Origin of the sequence: Rathayibacter sp. AY1E3, assembly GCF_002932235.1 — a bacterium.
Lineage (GTDB): Bacteria > Actinomycetota > Actinomycetes > Actinomycetales > Microbacteriaceae > Rathayibacter.
Genome location: NZ_PSVN01000007.1, coordinates 45,487 through 61,573, shown reverse-complemented (window position 1 = coordinate 61,573; position 16,087 = coordinate 45,487). Strand labels below are relative to the sequence as shown.

The following is a 16,087-nucleotide window of genomic DNA, read 5'->3' as shown; positions in this document are numbered from 1 at the left end:
GACCGGCGGGCGACCCGACTCCGCGCAGACCGACGGACTTGAGGACTGGGCATGGCTGAATACATCTACTCGATGGTGCGCGCGCGGAAGGCGGTCGGCGACAAGCTGATCCTGGACGACGTCACCATGTCGTTCCTGCCGGGAGCGAAGATCGGCGTGGTCGGGCCCAACGGCGCCGGCAAGTCGACGATCCTGAAGATCATGGCGGGGCTGGACACGCCGAGCAACGGCGAGGCGCGGCTCAGCCCGGGCTACACCGTCGGCATCCTGATGCAGGAGCCCGAGCTCGACGAGACCAAGACGGTACTCGAGAACGTCCAGGAGGGCGTGGGCGAGATCAAGGGCAAGATCGACCGCTTCAACGAGATCTCCCTCGCGATGGCCGACCCGGACGCCGACTTCGACAGTCTCCTCGCCGAGATGGGGACCCTGCAGGAGGCGATCGACGCCGCCGACGCCTGGGACCTGGACTCGCAGCTGGAGCAGGCGATGGACGCGCTGCGCACCCCGCCGGGGGACTCCCTCGTCACCAACCTCTCGGGTGGCGAGAAGCGCCGCGTGGCGCTCACCAAGCTCCTCCTGCAGAAGCCCGACCTGCTGCTGCTCGACGAGCCCACCAACCACCTCGACGCCGAGAGCGTGCTCTGGCTCGAGCAGTTCCTCTCGAAGTACCCCGGCGCCGTGCTCGCCGTCACCCACGACCGGTACTTCCTCGACAACGTCGCGGAGTGGATCGCCGAGGTCGACCGCGGCCACCTCTACCCCTACGAGGGCAACTACTCGACGTACCTCGAGAAGAAGAGCGCCCGCCTGGAGGTCCAGGGCAAGAAGGACGCCAAGCTCGCCAAGCGGCTCACCACCGAGCTCGACTGGGTGCGCAGCAACGCCAAGGGCCGTCAGGCCAAGTCGAAGGCGCGCCTGGCGCGCTACGAGGAGATGGCGGCCGAGGCCGAGAAGACGCGCGTGCTCGACTTCGAGGAGATCGTCATCCCGGTGGGCCCCCGTCTGGGCTCCCAGGTCATCGACGCGAAGAAGCTGCACAAGCAGTTCGGCGAGCGCGTCCTCATCGACGACCTCAGCTTCACGCTGCCCCGCAACGGCATCGTCGGCGTCATCGGCCCGAACGGCGTCGGCAAGACAACGCTCTTCAAGACGATCGTGGGCTTCGAGCCGCTCGACTCGGGCGACCTGAAGATCGGCGAGACGGTCGACATCTCCTACGTCGACCAGAGCCGCGGCGGCATCGACCCGCAGAAGAACCTGTGGGAGGTCGTCTCCGACGGGCACGACTACATCACCGTCGGGAAGACCGAGATCCCCTCCCGCGCCTACGTCTCGCAGTTCGGCTTCAAGGGCCCGGACCAGCAGAAGAAGGCCGGCGTCCTCTCCGGTGGCGAGCGGAACCGCCTCAATCTCGCGCTGACGCTCAAGCAGGGCGGCAACCTGCTCCTGCTCGACGAGCCCACCAACGACCTGGACGTCGAGACCCTGGGCAGCCTCGAGAACGCGCTCCTCGAGTTCCCGGGCTGCGCCGTGGTGATCACGCACGACCGGTGGTTCCTCGACCGGATCGCGACCCACATCCTCGCCTACGAGGGCACCGAGGAGGATCCGGCCAACTGGTACTGGTTCGAGGGCAACTTCGAGGCGTACGAGGAGAACAAGATCGAGCGCCTCGGCCCGGACGCGGCGAAGCCGCACCGCTCCGCATACCGCAAGCTCACCCGCGACTGATGCGCCTGCACGTCGCCATCCCGCTGCGCTGGTCGGACTTCGACGCCTACGCGCACGTGAACAACGCCGAGATGCTGCGCCTGCTCGAGGAGGCGCGCATCCAGGCGTTCTGGAAGCCGGACTCGCCGCAGCCCGGCGGGATGGCGACGGCGGTGCTCGACGCACGGCCGGGCGCCGAGTCGATCAGCCTCATCGCCCGGCAGGAGATCGAGTACCTCGCGCCGATCCCGTACATGCGCGCGCCGATCGACGTGGAGCTGTGGATCGGGCGGATCGGCGGGGCGAGCCTCGAGGTCTGCTACGAGCTCTACTCGCCCGCCGGCGTCGTCCCGCGGGTGCTCTTCACGAAGGCGGCCACCACTCTGGTGCTGGTCACGGCCGCGACGGGCAGGCCCCAGCGCATCCCGGAGGAGCTCCGCGAGGCGTGGGGCCCCTACGTCGAGGAGCCCATCACCTTCTCGAAGCGGGGCTGAGCTCAGCCCAGGGGGACGCGGACCATGCCCTCCTGGGCGACGCTCGCCACGAGCGCGCCCTCCTGCGTGTAGATGCGCCCGAGCGAGAGGCCGCGTCCGCCGGACGCGCTCGGCGCCTCCTGCACGTAGAGGAGCCACTGGTCCACGCGCGCGGGGCGGTGCCACCACATCGCGTGGTCGAGGCTCGCGATCCGCAGGCCGGGCGTCGTCCAGGCCGCACCGTGCCGGCGGAGCGTGGATTCGAGGATCGTGTAGTCGCTCGCGTAGGCGAGGGCGGCGCGGTGCAGCATCGGATCGTCCGGCAGCGGTCCGAGCGAGCGCATCCATACACTCTGGTGCGCGACCCGCTCGGGGTCGGCCCGGAGGTACACCGGCTGCTCGACGTGCCGCACGTCGAAGGGGCGCTGCGTGGCCCAGAAGCTGCCGACCGGGTGGTCGACCCCCGCGAGGATCTCAGCGGTGCTCGGCAGCGACTCCGGGTCGGGGATCCCCTCCGGCATCGGCGCCTGGTGGTCGAGGCCCTCGTCCTCGGTCTGGAACGAGGCGATCATCGAGAGGATGGGGCGTCCGTTCTGGTAGGCCTGCGTCCGACGGGTGCAGAAGGAGCGGCCGTCGTGGATCCGGTCGACCGAGAACGTGATCGGCAGGGAGACGTCCCCGGGGCGGAGGAAGTACCCGTGCATCGAGTGCACGGAGCGCCCCTCGACGGTGCGACCGGCCGCGATGAGCGACTGCGCGAGGACCTGGCCGCCGAAGACCCGCCCCTCGGGCATCCACTGCGAGGGACCCGTCGAGATGTCCTCGCTGGTGCGGGCGCCGGTGTCCGTCAGGTCGAGCGCGGTGAGGAACGAGGACAGGGGATCGGGCACGGTACCTCCGGGGTGTCGGGCGGTCGGGCGAGCGGCCTCGGGTAAGTTTATCGACGCGATGAGTTCGTCCTTCTCCCTGGCGGATCCGCCCAGCCTGTCGGATCTGCGCGTCTTCCTCGGCCGTTCGGCCCGGGTCGAGGACGGTGCGGTCCGGCTCCTCGCCGACGACCACGTGCTGGCCGCCTACACGCCGATCCTCCAGCCCCGCGGTCTGCTCGACCGCTCCGCGACCGTGCTGGGCCTGCGCGTCTTCGCGCTCGACGAGCCCGCCGGCTTCGACCGGGTCGTGCCGATCCGTGCGCTGTCGGACCGCCTCGCCCGCCTGCAGTGGGAGCCGGGCGGAGCGGACGGCAAGCCGGTCGTCCTGCCCGACGGCGACGACGCGACGGCGGGGCCCTGGGCGGGCGTCTCCCCGCCCCGCGGCGGCTGGACCCGGCGCGAGCCCGTGGACCCGGGCTTCCTGGAGCGCGTCGCGCGCGAGGGGATCGACGAGATCGCGGCGGCCGTCGGCTCCGAGACGGGCGAGCAGATCGTCGTCCGCGTGCGGTCGAGCGTCTGGGGCCGCCCGCTCGACGGCCTCGAGGACGTCCCGGCGGGAGCGGCGTTCGCCCTCTTCGCGCTCGGGTTCCTCGGTGCCGACGACCCGGTGGCCCTGCTCGAGAGCGGCGCCTGGCGCCGCCTCACCTCACGGCGCGGACACGTGCTGGTCCGCACCCCGGGCTGAGCGGCTACTCCTCGAAGGTGTTCACCATCGCGTGGGCGGCGCGCTCCAGGTAGTCCCAGAGCAGGGCGTCGTCGGCCGGAGCGAGCTCGAGATCGTCGACGGCCGTCCGCATGTGCTGGAGCCAGTGGTCGCGGGCCTCGGGGTTGATCCGGAACGGCTGGTGCCGCATCCGCAGGCGCGGGTGGCCGCGCTCCTCGCTGTAGGTGCCCGGGCCGCCCCAGTACTGCTCGAGGAAGCCGGTCAGCCGCTGGATCGCGCCCTCGAGGTCGTGCTCGGGGTACATCGGCCAGAGGACCTCGTCCTCGCGGACGCCCTCGTAGAAGCGGCGGACCAGGCGCTCGAACGTCGGCCGGCCGCCGATGTGCTCCCAGAAGCTGCGCAGCGGAGGCGTGCCGCCGATCTGCAGGCCGCTCACGAGCGCGCTCCCGTCGGGCCGGAGGTGCCGCCGCCGTCCTGGGGCGGCGTCCCGCTCCCGCGCCGCAGCGCGCGGGGGAGCCGCACGGGCTTGCCGTGCTCGGTGCTGATCGTGGGGGAGGGCGTGGTCCGCGGCGGCTTGGCGCCTCCGACGCTCGTCGCCCCCTCGAAGCCCTCGAGGACGACGGTGGCCAGCGAGGGGAGCTTCACGTCGAGCGCGTCGAGCGACTTCTTCAGGCGCAGGCGCAGCTCGCGGGCCACGTCGTCCTTGGCGGTTGCGCGGGTCTTGACCACGACCCGGATGACCAGGGCGTCGTCGGCGATGGACTCCAGGCCCCAGAGCTCGGGCTTGTCGATGATCCGGGCCCGCCAGCGACTGCTCGCCGCCAGCTCGTTCGCTGTCGCGAGGACCGTGGACTGCACCTGCTCGAGGTCCGTCTCGTAGGGCACGGCCAGGTCGACGATGACGCGCGACCAGCCCTGCGACATGTTCCCGACCCGGACGATCTCGCCGTTGCGGACGAACCAGAGGGTGCCGTTGACGTCGCGGATCTGCGTCACCCGGACGCCGACCGACTCGACCACGCCCGTCGCCTGCCCGGTGTCGACGACGTCGCCGACCCCGAGCTGGTCCTCTGCGACCATGAACAGCCCGTTCAGGACGTCCTTGACGATGTTCTGCGCGCCGAAGCCGAGGCCCGCGCCGAGGGCGGCCGTCAGCAGGGCGAAGGAGCCGATGAGGTCCTTGTCGATCGTCGTCACGATCATGACCAGGGCGATGACGACGATCAGGATCGAGCTCAGGTTGTTGAGGATCGACCCGAGCGTGCGCGTGCGCTGCACCACCCGCACGGCCGCGAGCGGCGACGCGGCGATCGACTGGGTGTCCTCGACGCGCTGGCGGCGCTTCACTCCCGACACGATCTGATCGACGACGCGGCCGATCACGAAGTGGGCGATGACGCGTACCAGCAGCGCGCCCAGCACGATCCCGAGGATCGCGACCACCTTCCAGAAGGGCTCGGATTCGAAGAAGGAGACGGTGGCGGCGACAGGGTCCGGGGTGGAGGTCTGAAGAAGCAGCATGACCGCTCCAGGCTACGGGACGCCTCCCTCCGAGACGGGTGCACGAGCCCCGAGCGCGTATAGATTCGAGGCGGGTCCGCTCGGACCCGGACACCGCCCTGGGAAGGACGCCCGATGCTCCACTCCACCCGGACTCCCGCCGAGAAGCGCCGCCTCTTCCGCGAGCGCCTCGCCTCGGGCGAGCTGCTGCAGCTGCCCGGCGCGTTCACTCCGCTCTCCGCGCGCCTCATCGAGGCGAAGGGCTTCGACGGGATCTACGTCTCGGGCGCCGTGCTCTCGGCCGAGCTGGGGCTGCCGGACATCGGGCTCACCACGCTCAGCGAGGTGGCCGGCCGCTCGCAGCAGATCGCGCGCCTGACCGACCTGCCCGTCCTCGTCGACGCGGACACCGGCTTCGGCGAGCCGCTGAACGTCGCTCGCACGGTGCAGATGCTCGAGGACGCCGGAGTCGCGGGGCTGCACATCGAGGACCAGGTGAACCCCAAGCGCTGCGGGCACCTCGACGGCAAGGCGGTCGTCGACGAGGCGACCTCGGTGCGCAGGATCGCGGCCGCCGTCGACGCGCGCCGCGACTCCGACCTGGTGATCATGGCCCGCACCGACATCCGCGCCCTCGACGGCCTGCCGGCCGCGATCGACCGCGCCAAGCGCCTCGTCGACGCCGGAGCCGACGCAGTGTTCCCTGAGGCGATGCGCGACCTGTCCGAGTTCGAGGCCGTGCGCGCCGCGATCGACGTGCCGATCCTCGCCAACATGACCGAGTTCGGCAAGAGCGAGCTGTTCACCGCGCAGCAGCTCGCCGACGTCGGCGTGAACGTCGTGATCCATCCGGTCTCGCTGCTCCGGATCGCGATGGGCGCCGCGATGCGGGCACTCGACGCCCTCAAGGCGGAGGGCTCGCTCCGCTCGGAGGTCCCGGGCATGCAGACGCGCGCCGAGCTCTACGAGCTCCTCGACTACGCCTCGTACAGCCGCTTCGACGAGGGCGTCTTCGACTTCTCGCTCGCCGACCACTACGGCGCCTGAGCGCGCCGACCCGCACGAACCGGCGGCGCTCCCCGGCGCCGCCGCCCGCCTCTCGCGAAGGAGCGAAGGATGAGCACGACCGATCAGGACATCCGCAAGGGACTCGTGGGGGTCGTCGTCGACACGACGGCCGTCTCGAAGGTCGACCCGGCGTCGAACTCGCTGCTCTACCGCGGCTACCCCGTGCAGGAGCTCGCGGCGGGGACCTCGTTCGAGGACGTGGCCTGGCTGCTCTGGCACGGCGAGCTCCCCACTGCGGAGGAGACGGCCGGGCTGGCCGCCGTGGAGCGGGCCCACCGCGCCCTGGCCCCCGAGGTGCGCACCGTGATCGACCTGCTGCCTCTGTCGGCGCACCCGATGGACGTGGTGCGGACGGCGGTGAGCGTCCTGGGCGCGCTCGAGGAGGATCCGGACGCCGACGCTCCCGAGGCCGTGCTGGAGCGCTCCGTGCGGCTCTGGGCGGCACTGCCGGCGATCGTCGCCTACGCCCAGCGCCGCCTGCGCGGCCTCGAGCCGATCGAGCCGCGCGACGACCTCGACTACTCCGAGAACTTCCTCTGGACGACCTTCGGCGAGGTGCCGGAGCCGGTCGTCGTCGACGCGTTCCGCGTCTCGCTGGTGCTCTACGCCGAGCACTCCTTCAACGCCTCAACCTTCACGGCCCGCGTCGTGACGTCGACGCTGTCGGACGTCCACTCCGCCGTGACCGCCGCTGTCGGAGCGCTCAAGGGACCGCTCCACGGCGGGGCGAACGAGGCCGTGCTGCACGTGCTCGACGAGGTCGGCACCGGACCGGAGGCGGACCGGCGGTCCCGCGAGTGGCTCGCCGAGGCTCTCGGACAGCGCCGGAAGGTCATGGGGTTCGGCCACCGGGTCTACAAGTCGGGCGACTCGCGGGTGCCGACCATGGACGCCGCTCTCCGGCGGCTCGCCGAGCACGAGGGGGCCGGCGAGATGATGGAGCTGTACGACGCCCTGGCCGCGGCGATGGCCGAGCGGACGGGGATCCTGCCGAACCTCGACTACCCGTCCGGCCCCGCCTACCGGCTGATGGGCTTCGACACCGGGATCTTCACTCCGCTGTTCGTCGCCGCGCGGGTGGTGGGCTGGACGGCCCACGTGATCGAGCAGCGGGGCTCGAACGCACTCATCCGGCCGCTGTCCGCCTATGACGGGCCGGAGCGCCGCTCGGTCCCGCAGCGCTAGGCGCCGGGAGCGGGGAGAGCCGCCCGGTCCCGCAGCGCCGAGCGCCGGGGGACCGGGCGGCTCGCTGTCAGGCCCGGGTGTCGCGCTCCTGGGCGCGGAGCGCACGCTCCACGCCGGCCAGGTTCTCGATCACGAGTCGGCGCAGCGCCGGGACCTCCGGGTTCGCGTCGAGCCAGGCGCGGGTGGCGTCGACGATCTCCTGCGAGGGCGTGGCGGCCGGGTAGAAGCCGACGACCAGGTACTCGGCGATCTTGTAGCTCTTCGACTCCCAGAGGGTGCGGAGGGCGTCGAAGTAGACCGGGACCATCGCGTCGAGCAGGCGCGGGTCGGCGGCGCGCTGGAAGCCCAGGCCCGTCGAGCGGACGATCGTGTTCGGTGCCGAGTCGTCGGCCGTGACGGAGTCCCACGCCGCGCGCTTCGCCTCCGCGGTCGGCAGTGCGGCACGGGCGTGCGCGGCCGACTGCTGGCCGGTCGCCGTGTTGTCCGAGGCGAGCGCCGCGTCGATGTCGTCCGCACCGGCCCGCCCGCCGGCGACGAGAGCGATCAGCAGCTCCCATCCGAGGTCGGTGTCGATGTCGAGGCCGCCGAGGGCGGTGGAGCCGTCGAGCAGCGCCTGCACGGCCTCGAGGTGCGCCGGGGTGGACGCGATCGCGGCGAAGAACTTCACGAACTGGAACTGCGCGTCGCTGCCCGGCTCGGCGCTCTGCGCGAGCGTCCACAGCTGATCGCCCGCCTCCTCGACGACCTCGGCCCGGTACTCCGGAGCGACGTACTGGGTGGCGGTGGCGACGAGCTGGTTGAGCACCGTCCGCAGGGTCGTGGACTCGGTCTCGGTCGCGACGTTGCCCAGGACGAGGCGGACGAAGTCGCGCGGCGCCGACTCGGCGTCGCGGGTCGAGTCCCAGACCGAGCCCCAGACCAGCGAGCGGGCCAGGGGGCTGTCGATGCTCGCGAGGTGCTCGACGGCCACGGCGAGCGAGGCGTCGTCGAGGCGGACCTTCGCGTAGGCGAGGTCGTCGTCGTTGAGCAGCACGAGCGCCGGACGGGTGCGGCCGATCAGCTCGGGCACCTCGGTGCGCTCCCCGTCGACGTCCAGCTCGAGGCGCTCGACGCGGACGAGGCGCTCGCCCTTGAAGTCGTACAGGCCGATCGCCAGGCGGTGCGGGCGGATCGTCGGGTACTCCTCGACCGCGGTCTGCAGGATCGCGAAGGACGCGATCGCTCCGCTCTCGTCGACCGCGATCTCGGGGCGGAGCGTGTTCACGCCGGCCGTCTCGAGCCACTGCGCCGACCACTCGGTGAGGTCGCGCCCGCTGGTGGCCTCCAGCTCGACCAGCAGGTCGCGCAGCTCCGTGTTCGAGAAGGCGTGCTTCACGAAGTACTCGTGGACGCCGGCGAGGAACTCCCTCTCGCCGACCCACGCGACGAGCTGCTTGAGCACCGAGGCGCCCTTGGCGTAGGTGATGCCGTCGAAGTTGACCTGGACGTCCTCGAGGTCGTTGATGGTCGCGACGATCGGGTGCGTCGAGGGCAGCTGGTCCTGGCGGTAGGCCCAGCTCTTCTCCATCGCGGCGAAGGTGGTCCACGCCTCGGTCCACTCCGTCGCCTCCGCGGTGGCGAGGGTGGAGGCGTACTCGGCGAACGACTCGTTGAGCCAGAGGTCGTTCCACCACTTCATCGTGACCAGATCGCCGAACCACATGTGGGCGAGCTCGTGGAGGATCGTGACGACCCGGCGCTCCTTGATCGCGTCCGTCACCTTGGAGCGGAACACGTAGGTCTCGGTGAAGGTCACCGCTCCCGCGTTCTCCATCGCGCCGGCGTTGAACTCGGGGACGAACAGCTGGTCGTACTTCGCGAACGGGTACGGGACGCCGAACTTCTCCTCGTAGAAGGCGAAGCCCTGCTTCGTCTTCTCGAACACGTAGTCGGCGTCGAGGAAGGGCGCGAGCGAGGCCCGGGCGAAGACCCCCAGCGGGATGGTGCGGCCGTCGGAGGAGACGAGCGAGTCGGTCTCGACCACGTAGGGTCCGGCGACGAGGGCCGTGATGTAGGAGGAGATGCGCGGGGTGGGCTCGAAGCTCCAGGTCGCGATCCCCTCGCCCGCCGGGACCGGCTCGGGAGTGGGCTGGTTCGACACGACCTGCCACTGCGCGGGCGCGGTGACGGTGAAGCGGAACTCGGCCTTGAGGTCCGGCTGCTCGAACACCGCGAAGACGCGGCGGGAGTCGGGCACCTCGAACTGCGAGTACAGGTACACCTCGCCGTCGACGGGGTCGACGAAGCGGTGCAGGCCCTCGCCCGTGTTGGTGTAGAGCATGTCGGCGACGACGGTGAGCTCGTTGTCCGCGGCCAGGGCGTCGAGGCGGATCCGGACGCCGTCGGCGACGTCGGCGGGGTCGAGCTCCGCGCCGTTGAGGGTGACGGAGTGGACCGTGCCCGTGACGGCGTCGATGAAGCTCGAGGCGCCCTCGGTGGCGGAGAAGCGCACCGTGGTCGTGCTGAGGAAGGTCTCGGCTCCCCGGGTCAGGTCGAGGGCGATGTCGTAGTCGTGGACCTGGATCAGCGAGGCGCGCTCCTGCGCCTCGCTCCGGGTGAGGTTGTCTCCTGGCACGGGGGTGCTCCATCCGTTCGTCTCGGGCGCTGCCGCGGGCGCCGGGGTGCGGGCGCCGCCGATCCACCCTAGAGCTGCCGAGACCCGCCATGGAGCCCCGTGGCGCCGATCCTGCGGAGCCGCCGGGGAGCGCGGACGCGGCCGCGGCGAGCGGCGTAGCGTGTCCCCATGACCTCTGTGGACTTCTGGTTCGACCCCTCCTGCCCGTGGGCCTGGATGACCTCGCGATTCGTGGACGAGGTGACCCCCGCGCGCGACCTCGACGTGCAGTGGCACATCATGAGCCTCGCCGTCCTCAACGAGGACAAGGACGTGGACGACTCGTACCGCGCCTTCCTCCCGCGCGCGCTGCGATACACCCGCCTGGTCGCCGCCGTCGCCGAGCGCGAGGGCCGCGAGCACGTCAAGCCGCTCTACGACGCGCTCGGCACCCGGATCCACCCGGGCGGGCGCACCGACGTCGACGCGGTGATCGCCGAGTCGCTCGCCGAGCTCGGCCTGCCTGCGGAGCTCGCCGCCCACGCCGACTCGGACGAGTACGACGAGCCGATGCGCGCCTCCCACTTCGACGGGATCGAGCGGGTCGGCCAGGACGTCGGCACCCCGGTCATCGCGATCGGCGACGTCGCCTTCTTCGGCCCCGTCATCTCGCCGATCCCGAGGGGCGAGCAGGCGCTGACCCTCTGGGACGGCATCGTCGCCGCCGCCTCCTTCGACGGCTTCTTCGAGCTCAAGCGCTCGCGGACCCGCGACCCGCAGTTCGACTGAGCCGACTCGCGGTACTCTGACTCCCGGCCCGGGCACCGCGGGCCCCAGACGGCTCTTCCGGAGGAGTTCTCTCGTGCGCATCCACATCGCCACGGACCACGCAGGGCTGGACTTCAGCCGTCACCTGATCGAGCACCTCGGCGCCGCCGGTCACGACGTGATCGACCACGGCCCCACGTCCTACGACCCGCTGGACGACTACCCGTCCTTCTGCATCAACGCCGCCGCCGCGGTCGTCCGCGATCAGGAGGCGGGGGTCGAGGCCCTCGGCGTCGTCTTCGGCGGCTCGGGCAACGGCGAGCAGATCGCGGCGAACAAGGTCGCGGGCGTGCGCGCGGCGCTCGTGTGGAACCTGAGCACCGCCGTGCTGGCACGCCAGCACAACGATGCGAACGTCATCTCGATCGGGGCCCGCCAGCACTCCGTCGAGGAGGCCACCGGCTTCATCGACGCGTTCGTCGCCGAGCCCTTCACCTTCGAGGAGCGGCACGTGCGCCGCATCGCGCAGCTCGCCGAGTACGAGGCCACCGGCGACATCGCCGGCCGGGTCGTCGACTCCGCCGCGAAGGAGCGCTGAGTGCCCGAGGGGCACTCCGTCCACCGGATCGCCCTGCAGTTCGAGCGCGACGTCGTCGGGCACCGCGTCGCGACCAGCAGCCCCCAGGGCCGCTTCACCGAGGGAGCCGCGCTCCTCGACGGGCGCGAGGTCCTCGAGTCGACGGCCGTCGGCAAGCACCTGCTGCTGCGCTTCGAGGGCGACCTGACGCTGCACGTCCACCTCGGCCTCTACGGCGCGTGGGACTTCCTCGGGCACGTCTCGCCCCTGTTCCCGGACGGGAAGGCCGGCAGCAGCATCGGCGCTCCCCGGCGCCGCCGCGCCGTGCGCCTCTCCGAGACGGAGCACGAGACCGACTCCGATCTCGACGAGTTCCCGCCGCCGCCCGTGGGCGCGGTGCGCGTGCGCATCATGACGGACGAGACCGTCGCCGACCTGCGCGGCCCCACCGCCTGCGAGGTGATGGACCCCGCCCAGGTGGAGGCCCTCCTCGCCCGCCTCGGTCCGGATCCGGCCGACGACGACTCCGACGAGGCGCGCGACCGCTTCGTGAACCGGCTCCGCAGGACGGCGACGCCGGTCGGGCTGGTGCTGATGGACCAGTCCGTGGTCAGCGGCATCGGCAACATCTACCGCGCGGAGCTGCTCTACCGCGCCGGCCTCGACCCGCACACTCCCGGCAAGCAGGTGCCGCTGGAGCTCGCACAGGAGCTGTGGCGGGACTGGGCGGACCTGCTCGAGGACGGCATCCGGACCGGGATGATGATCACGCGCCGCGGCCTGACGAAGACCGAGCGCTCGAAAGCCGTCCGCAGCCGCGCCGAGCGCAACTACGTCTACAAGCGCGAGGGTCTGCCCTGCCGCGTCTGCGGCACGAACGTGCTGCTCGAGGAGATCGGCGCGCGCAAGCTCTACTGGTGCCCGGTGTGCCAGTCGTGAGCGCCGGTGGAGAGACGCCGGCCCGGTCCCGCGCCCGCCGAGCCGTCCGCCCCGCGCTCCGCGAGGCCGCCCGATGACCGGCGGTCTCCTGCTCCGGGGCGCCCGCCTCCTCGGCTCGTCCCGACCCGGTGCCGTGCTCCTGCGCGACGGCCGCGTGGAAGCGGTCGGACCGGACGCCGCCGCCGCCCCGGGCGACGAGGTGCGCGACCTCGACGGGCGCTGGGTGCTCCCCGGCCTCTGGGACGAGCACGTCCACTTCTCCCAGTGGGCGATGACGGCCCCGCGCCTGGACGTCTCGTCAGCCGACTCGGCCCGCGGAACGGCGGACACGGTCCGACGTCGCCTGGCGGAGGAGCCCGGTACCGGCACGCTGATCGGCTTCGGCTTCCGCGACGGCCTCTGGCCGGAGCCGCCGACGACCGCGCTCCTGGACGAGGTCTCTCCGGAGCGGCCCGTCGTGCTGATCAGCGGCGACCTGCACTGCGCCTGGCTGAACTCCGCCGCGTACCGGCGCTACGCCGTCGCTCCCGAGCCCGAGCTGCTGCGCGAGGACGCCTGCTTCGAGCTCGTCACCGCACTCGGAGCCCTCGGCGACGACGAGCTCGACGCGCTCGCCGACGCGGCGGCCCGGCGGGCTGCGGCCCGCGGGGTGGTCGGCGTCGTCGACCTCGAGATGCGCTGGAACGCGGGGGACTGGACCCGTCGCGTCGACGGCGGAACCCGCTCCCTCCGCGTCGACACCGGCGTCTACCGCGACCACCTCGAACGCGCCCTCGCGGAGGGACTGCGCACGGGCGACGAGCTCGACGGCGGTGACGGCCTGCTGCGGATGGGCCCGCTCAAGGTCCTGATCGACGGCTCCCTCAACACGAGGACCGCCTACTGCGCCCACCCCTACGCCGACCACGACGGCTACGGCGTCCTCACCGTGGAGCCCGCCGAGCTGGACGAGCTGCTCGCCCGCGCGGCCGCCGGGGGCATCCGCTCCACCGTGCACGCGATCGGAGACGCCGCGGCGACTCTGGCTCTGGACGCGCTCGGCCGGGTCGGCGGCGGCCGCATCGAGCACGCTCAGCTGCTCGCGGAGACCGACCTTCCGCGGTTCGCCACGCTCGGCGTGGAGGCCGGAGTGCAGCCCGCGCACGCGCTCGACGACCGCGTGGTGGCGGAGCGGTACTGGCCGGGACGGACCGGCCGGGCGTTCCCGCTGCGCTCGCTGCTCGACTCCGGGGCCCGCGTGGTGCTCGGCTCGGACGCTCCGGTCGCTCCGCTCGACCCGTGGGTCGCGATCTCGGCCGCGGTCGCGCGGTCGCTGCCCGGCGACGAGCCCTGGCATCCGGAGCAGCGGGTGAGCGTCGAGGAGGCGATCGTCGCCTCGACCCGGGTGCGCCGGCTCAGGCCCGCGGCCGGCGATCCCGCCGATCTGGTGGTGGTCGACCGCGATCCGCTCGCCGCCGATGCAGGAGCCCTCCGATCCATGCCGGTCGCCGCGACCCTCCTGGCGGGCCGCTTCACGCACGGCGGCTGACCCGCGCCTGTCGCGACACCGGCTGCTCCGGATCGCGCGGACGGGCCCGGGAACGACGACGGCCCGCGGGATCCGAGGATCCGCGGGCCGGTCGAGGCGTGGTGCTCAGCTCTCGCTGACGTGGGCGAAGAGGAACCAGCGGTCCTTCTCGAGGCCGCGGCCGATCTCGATCGCGACGTCCTGGCTGCTCGCGTCGATCTCGGCTAGCTCGGCGATCGCCGTGTTGACGGTCGCGATGGCGACGTCCATCTGGCGGATGATCTCGACGATCGCGTTCTCGGAGCGCTGGAAGCCGGGGGTGAGGGGTTCGGACCGCGTCGCCGAGGCGACGGTCTGGATGCGGGCGTCGACCGGGAGGCCGAGGGCGACGACGCGCTCCGCGGCGAGGTCGGCCCACTCGATGGCGCGGCCGACGATCGCGTCGAGCAGCTCGTGGACGCCGATGAAGTTGGCGCCGCGGACGTGCCAGTGCGCCTGCTTGCCGTTGACGGCGAGCGCGGTCATCTCGATGACGACGGGGCTGAGGAACTGAGCGACTCCGGATGCGACATCCGGGTTCGACGAGGTGAGCGACGTGACGGACGTGGTGGACATCGTCTGGTCCTTTCGAGAGGGGGTGACTGATCGTCAACAGTACGCAGATCCCCCGGCGCCGCAAGGAAGCGCAGGCTCGGCTCAGTCCGGTGAAGGACAGGCTCACCTCGGTCGCGGAGGGGCGTCACGGGGGCTTCCCCCCGGGTGCCCGGAGCCGTGCCGCCGGTACGCTCGACCGGGTCGCGGCGGCGGCGGGAGCGGACAGGAGGCGCGGATGAGCGGAGCATCGACGGCCCTCGGCGAGGCCTCGCGCGCCTACCTCCGGCTCTGGCGCGGACTGCCCCGGGAGGTGCTCGCGCTGGTGGCCGCGATCCCGGTCGCGCTCCTCGGTGCCTTCTGCGCCGGCGTCGCGCTGGCCGTCGCGCTCGGGCTCGTCGGAGTCCTGATCGGCCTGGTGTTCCTGCCCGCCGCCCTCTACACGGCGCGCTTCTTCTCGCGGGCCGCCGTCGGCCTCGACGTGCTGGCCGGACGGCCCGCCGTCCCCCGGCCGCAGTGGCGGCGACCGCCCTCCGCCGTCACTCCCTCGACCTTCGCCCTCTACGGTCCGGTGATCGACGGGCACTACTGGCTCGCTCTCCTGCACACGCTCGTCGTGGCTCCGGTGCTCGCGCTGCTGTCCGGACTGCTCCTCGCGCTGTGGACCTGGGCGGGCCCGGGCACGGTGGCCGCCGCGCTCACGGGGGCCCCCGGTCCGGCCCGCCTGCTGGCCGAGAGCGGGGCCGCTCTGCTGGGCGCCCCGCAGCCTCCGGCGGGACTGGTCGCCGCGGCGACGGTCGCCACGACCGTCCTCTTCGTCTCGACCCTGCCGTTCGCCACCCGCGGCCTCTCCCTCCTGCACTGGCTGGTCGACCGTCTCCTGCTCGGCCCGTGGGAGTCGGAGGCGCTCCAGCGCGAGGTCGCCGAGCTGAGCGCTTCCCGCGGCGCAGCCGTCGCCGCCGAGGACCGCGCGCTGCGCCGGCTCGAGCGCGACATCCACGACGGCCCGCAGCAGCGCCTGATCCGGGTGCAGATGGACCTGGCCTCGGCCCGCAACCGACTCGCCGCCGACCCGGAGTCCGCCGCCCGCCTGGTCGACGAGGCTCGCGAGCACGTGCGCGCCGCGCTCGACGAGCTGCGCGCCCTCTCCCGCGGAGTGGCGCCGCCGATCCTGCAGGACCGGGGCTTCGAGGCGGCGGTGCACTCGCTCGCCGAGCTCAGCCCGGTGCCGGTCGAGGTCCTCACCGAGCACCCCGTGGCGGACGTGCCGCCCGAGGTCGAGCGCAGCGTCTACTTCGTCGTCGCCGAGCTGCTCGCCAACGTCTCCAAGCACTCCGGTGCCCGATCGGTGCGGGTGCACCTCGACACCCGCGACTCCGGCGCTCCGGGGGAGCGCTGGCTCGACGCCTGGGTGGTCGACGACGGAGTCGGCGGGGCGTCGCCGGTCGCCGGTCACGGTCTCGAGGGGGTCGGCGGGCGCGTCCGGGGCCTGCGCGGGATCCTGAGCGTGGAGTCGCCGGTCGGCGGGCCGACCACGGTCGGGGTGCACGTCCCCTACCGCCCGGCCGTCCTATCCTGAG

15 protein-coding genes are annotated in these 16,087 nt (G+C 72.3%); 10 read left to right on the top strand and 5 right to left on the bottom strand.

Going from position 1 to position 16,087, the window contains the following annotated elements:
* Positions 1-51 precede the first annotated feature (51 nt).
* Together ettA and C5C53_RS07710 are read left to right on the top strand one after the other, a co-directional pair.
* Positions 52-1,734 (top strand): energy-dependent translational throttle protein EttA, encoded by a 1,683-nt coding sequence (ettA, locus tag C5C53_RS07715; RefSeq protein WP_104223708.1) that lies wholly within the window; start codon positions 52-54, stop codon positions 1,732-1,734.
* On the top strand, positions 1,734-2,207 hold the full coding sequence (locus C5C53_RS07710) for a thioesterase family protein (RefSeq protein ID WP_104223707.1): 474 nt from the start codon (positions 1,734-1,736) through the stop codon (positions 2,205-2,207). Before ettA ends, C5C53_RS07710 begins: the two co-directional genes overlap by 1 nt.
* Positions 2,208-2,209: 2 nt before the next feature.
* On the opposite strand, the gene C5C53_RS07705 is transcribed toward C5C53_RS07710, so the two are convergent.
* Positions 2,210-3,076, bottom strand: coding sequence for an acyl-CoA thioesterase II (locus tag C5C53_RS07705; protein WP_258072474.1), 867 nt, complete (start codon positions 3,074-3,076; stop codon positions 2,210-2,212).
* Between the two features lie 58 nt (positions 3,077-3,134).
* Between C5C53_RS07705 and C5C53_RS07700 the strand changes: the two genes are divergently transcribed.
* Entirely contained in the window at positions 3,135-3,800 is a 666-nt protein-coding gene (locus C5C53_RS07700) for a hypothetical protein (RefSeq protein ID WP_104267234.1), read from the top strand.
* A 4-nt stretch (positions 3,801-3,804) separates the two neighbouring features.
* Here C5C53_RS07700 and C5C53_RS07695 read toward each other — a convergent pair whose 3' ends face one another.
* Positions 3,805-4,215 carry a globin gene (locus C5C53_RS07695; protein ID WP_279630823.1) on the bottom strand — a complete coding sequence of 137 codons (411 nt, stop codon included), beginning with the start codon at positions 4,213-4,215 and terminating at the stop codon, positions 3,805-3,807.
* The gene (locus tag C5C53_RS07690) at positions 4,212-5,300 is read right to left on the bottom strand and encodes a mechanosensitive ion channel family protein (protein WP_104267233.1); all 1,089 of its coding nucleotides are present in this window, start codon (positions 5,298-5,300) and stop codon (positions 4,212-4,214) included. Before C5C53_RS07690 ends, C5C53_RS07695 begins: the two co-directional genes overlap by 4 nt.
* Positions 5,301-5,414: 114 nt before the next feature.
* On the opposite strand from C5C53_RS07690, the gene prpB reads away from it, so the two are divergent.
* Together prpB and C5C53_RS07680 are read left to right on the top strand one after the other, a co-directional pair.
* Entirely contained in the window at positions 5,415-6,326 is a 912-nt protein-coding gene (prpB, locus tag C5C53_RS07685) for a methylisocitrate lyase (protein WP_104223704.1), read from the top strand.
* A 69-nt stretch (positions 6,327-6,395) separates the two neighbouring features.
* Positions 6,396-7,532, top strand: coding sequence for a bifunctional 2-methylcitrate synthase/citrate synthase (locus C5C53_RS07680; RefSeq protein WP_104267232.1), 1,137 nt, complete (start codon positions 6,396-6,398; stop codon positions 7,530-7,532).
* A 67-nt stretch (positions 7,533-7,599) separates the two neighbouring features.
* On the opposite strand, the gene pepN is transcribed toward C5C53_RS07680, so the two are convergent.
* A complete protein-coding gene (gene pepN, locus C5C53_RS07675; RefSeq protein WP_104267231.1) occupies positions 7,600-10,146 on the bottom strand; it encodes an aminopeptidase N in 2,547 nt (848 codons plus the stop codon).
* Positions 10,147-10,314: 168 nt separating this feature from the next.
* On the opposite strand from pepN, the gene C5C53_RS07670 reads away from it, so the two are divergent.
* The 4 genes from C5C53_RS07670 (at position 10,315) to C5C53_RS07655 (ending at position 13,937) form a co-directional block, all read left to right on the top strand.
* Positions 10,315-10,914 carry a DsbA family protein gene (locus tag C5C53_RS07670; protein ID WP_104223701.1) on the top strand — a complete coding sequence of 200 codons (600 nt, stop codon included), beginning with the start codon at positions 10,315-10,317 and terminating at the stop codon, positions 10,912-10,914.
* A 73-nt stretch (positions 10,915-10,987) separates the two neighbouring features.
* The gene (locus C5C53_RS07665) at positions 10,988-11,491 is read left to right on the top strand and encodes a ribose-5-phosphate isomerase (RefSeq protein ID WP_104223700.1); all 504 of its coding nucleotides are present in this window, start codon (positions 10,988-10,990) and stop codon (positions 11,489-11,491) included.
* Positions 11,492-12,409 carry an Fpg/Nei family DNA glycosylase gene (locus C5C53_RS07660; protein ID WP_104254926.1) on the top strand — a complete coding sequence of 306 codons (918 nt, stop codon included), beginning with the start codon at positions 11,492-11,494 and terminating at the stop codon, positions 12,407-12,409. It abuts the gene before it with no gap.
* Positions 12,410-12,482: 73 nt separating this feature from the next.
* Positions 12,483-13,937: an amidohydrolase gene (locus C5C53_RS07655; RefSeq protein WP_104267230.1), complete on the top strand. Its 1,455-nt coding sequence runs from the start codon at positions 12,483-12,485 to the stop codon at positions 13,935-13,937.
* Between the two features lie 105 nt (positions 13,938-14,042).
* On the opposite strand, the gene C5C53_RS07650 is transcribed toward C5C53_RS07655, so the two are convergent.
* Positions 14,043-14,531 carry a Dps family protein gene (locus tag C5C53_RS07650; RefSeq protein ID WP_104223697.1) on the bottom strand — a complete coding sequence of 163 codons (489 nt, stop codon included), beginning with the start codon at positions 14,529-14,531 and terminating at the stop codon, positions 14,043-14,045.
* Between the two features lie 214 nt (positions 14,532-14,745).
* Between C5C53_RS07650 and C5C53_RS07645 the strand changes: the two genes are divergently transcribed.
* Positions 14,746-16,086, top strand: a complete 1,341-nt coding sequence (locus tag C5C53_RS07645) for a histidine kinase (protein ID WP_104267229.1) — start codon at positions 14,746-14,748, stop codon at positions 16,084-16,086.
* Position 16,087: the final 1 nt, after the last annotated feature.

Excerpts from the sequence above, each read along its gene's own strand:
- C5C53_RS07690 (WP_104267233.1), bottom strand. The coding sequence starts at position 5,300 with ATGCTGCTTCTTCAGACCTCCACCCCGGACCCTGTCGCCGCCACCGTC.
- C5C53_RS07700 (WP_104267234.1), top strand. The coding sequence starts at position 3,135 with ATGAGTTCGTCCTTCTCCCTGGCGGATCCGCCCAGCCTGTCGGATCTG.
- C5C53_RS07670 (WP_104223701.1), top strand. The coding sequence starts at position 10,315 with ATGACCTCTGTGGACTTCTGGTTCGACCCCTCCTGCCCGTGGGCCTGG.
- C5C53_RS07655 (WP_104267230.1), top strand. The coding sequence starts at position 12,483 with ATGACCGGCGGTCTCCTGCTCCGGGGCGCCCGCCTCCTCGGCTCGTCC.
- ettA (WP_104223708.1), top strand. The coding sequence starts at position 52 with ATGGCTGAATACATCTACTCGATGGTGCGCGCGCGGAAGGCGGTCGGC.
- C5C53_RS07710 (WP_104223707.1), top strand. The coding sequence starts at position 1,734 with ATGCGCCTGCACGTCGCCATCCCGCTGCGCTGGTCGGACTTCGACGCC.
- C5C53_RS07650 (WP_104223697.1), bottom strand. The coding sequence starts at position 14,531 with ATGTCCACCACGTCCGTCACGTCGCTCACCTCGTCGAACCCGGATGTC.
- prpB (WP_104223704.1), top strand. The coding sequence starts at position 5,415 with ATGCTCCACTCCACCCGGACTCCCGCCGAGAAGCGCCGCCTCTTCCGC.
- C5C53_RS07680 (WP_104267232.1), top strand. The coding sequence starts at position 6,396 with ATGAGCACGACCGATCAGGACATCCGCAAGGGACTCGTGGGGGTCGTC.
- C5C53_RS07645 (WP_104267229.1), top strand. The coding sequence starts at position 14,746 with ATGAGCGGAGCATCGACGGCCCTCGGCGAGGCCTCGCGCGCCTACCTC.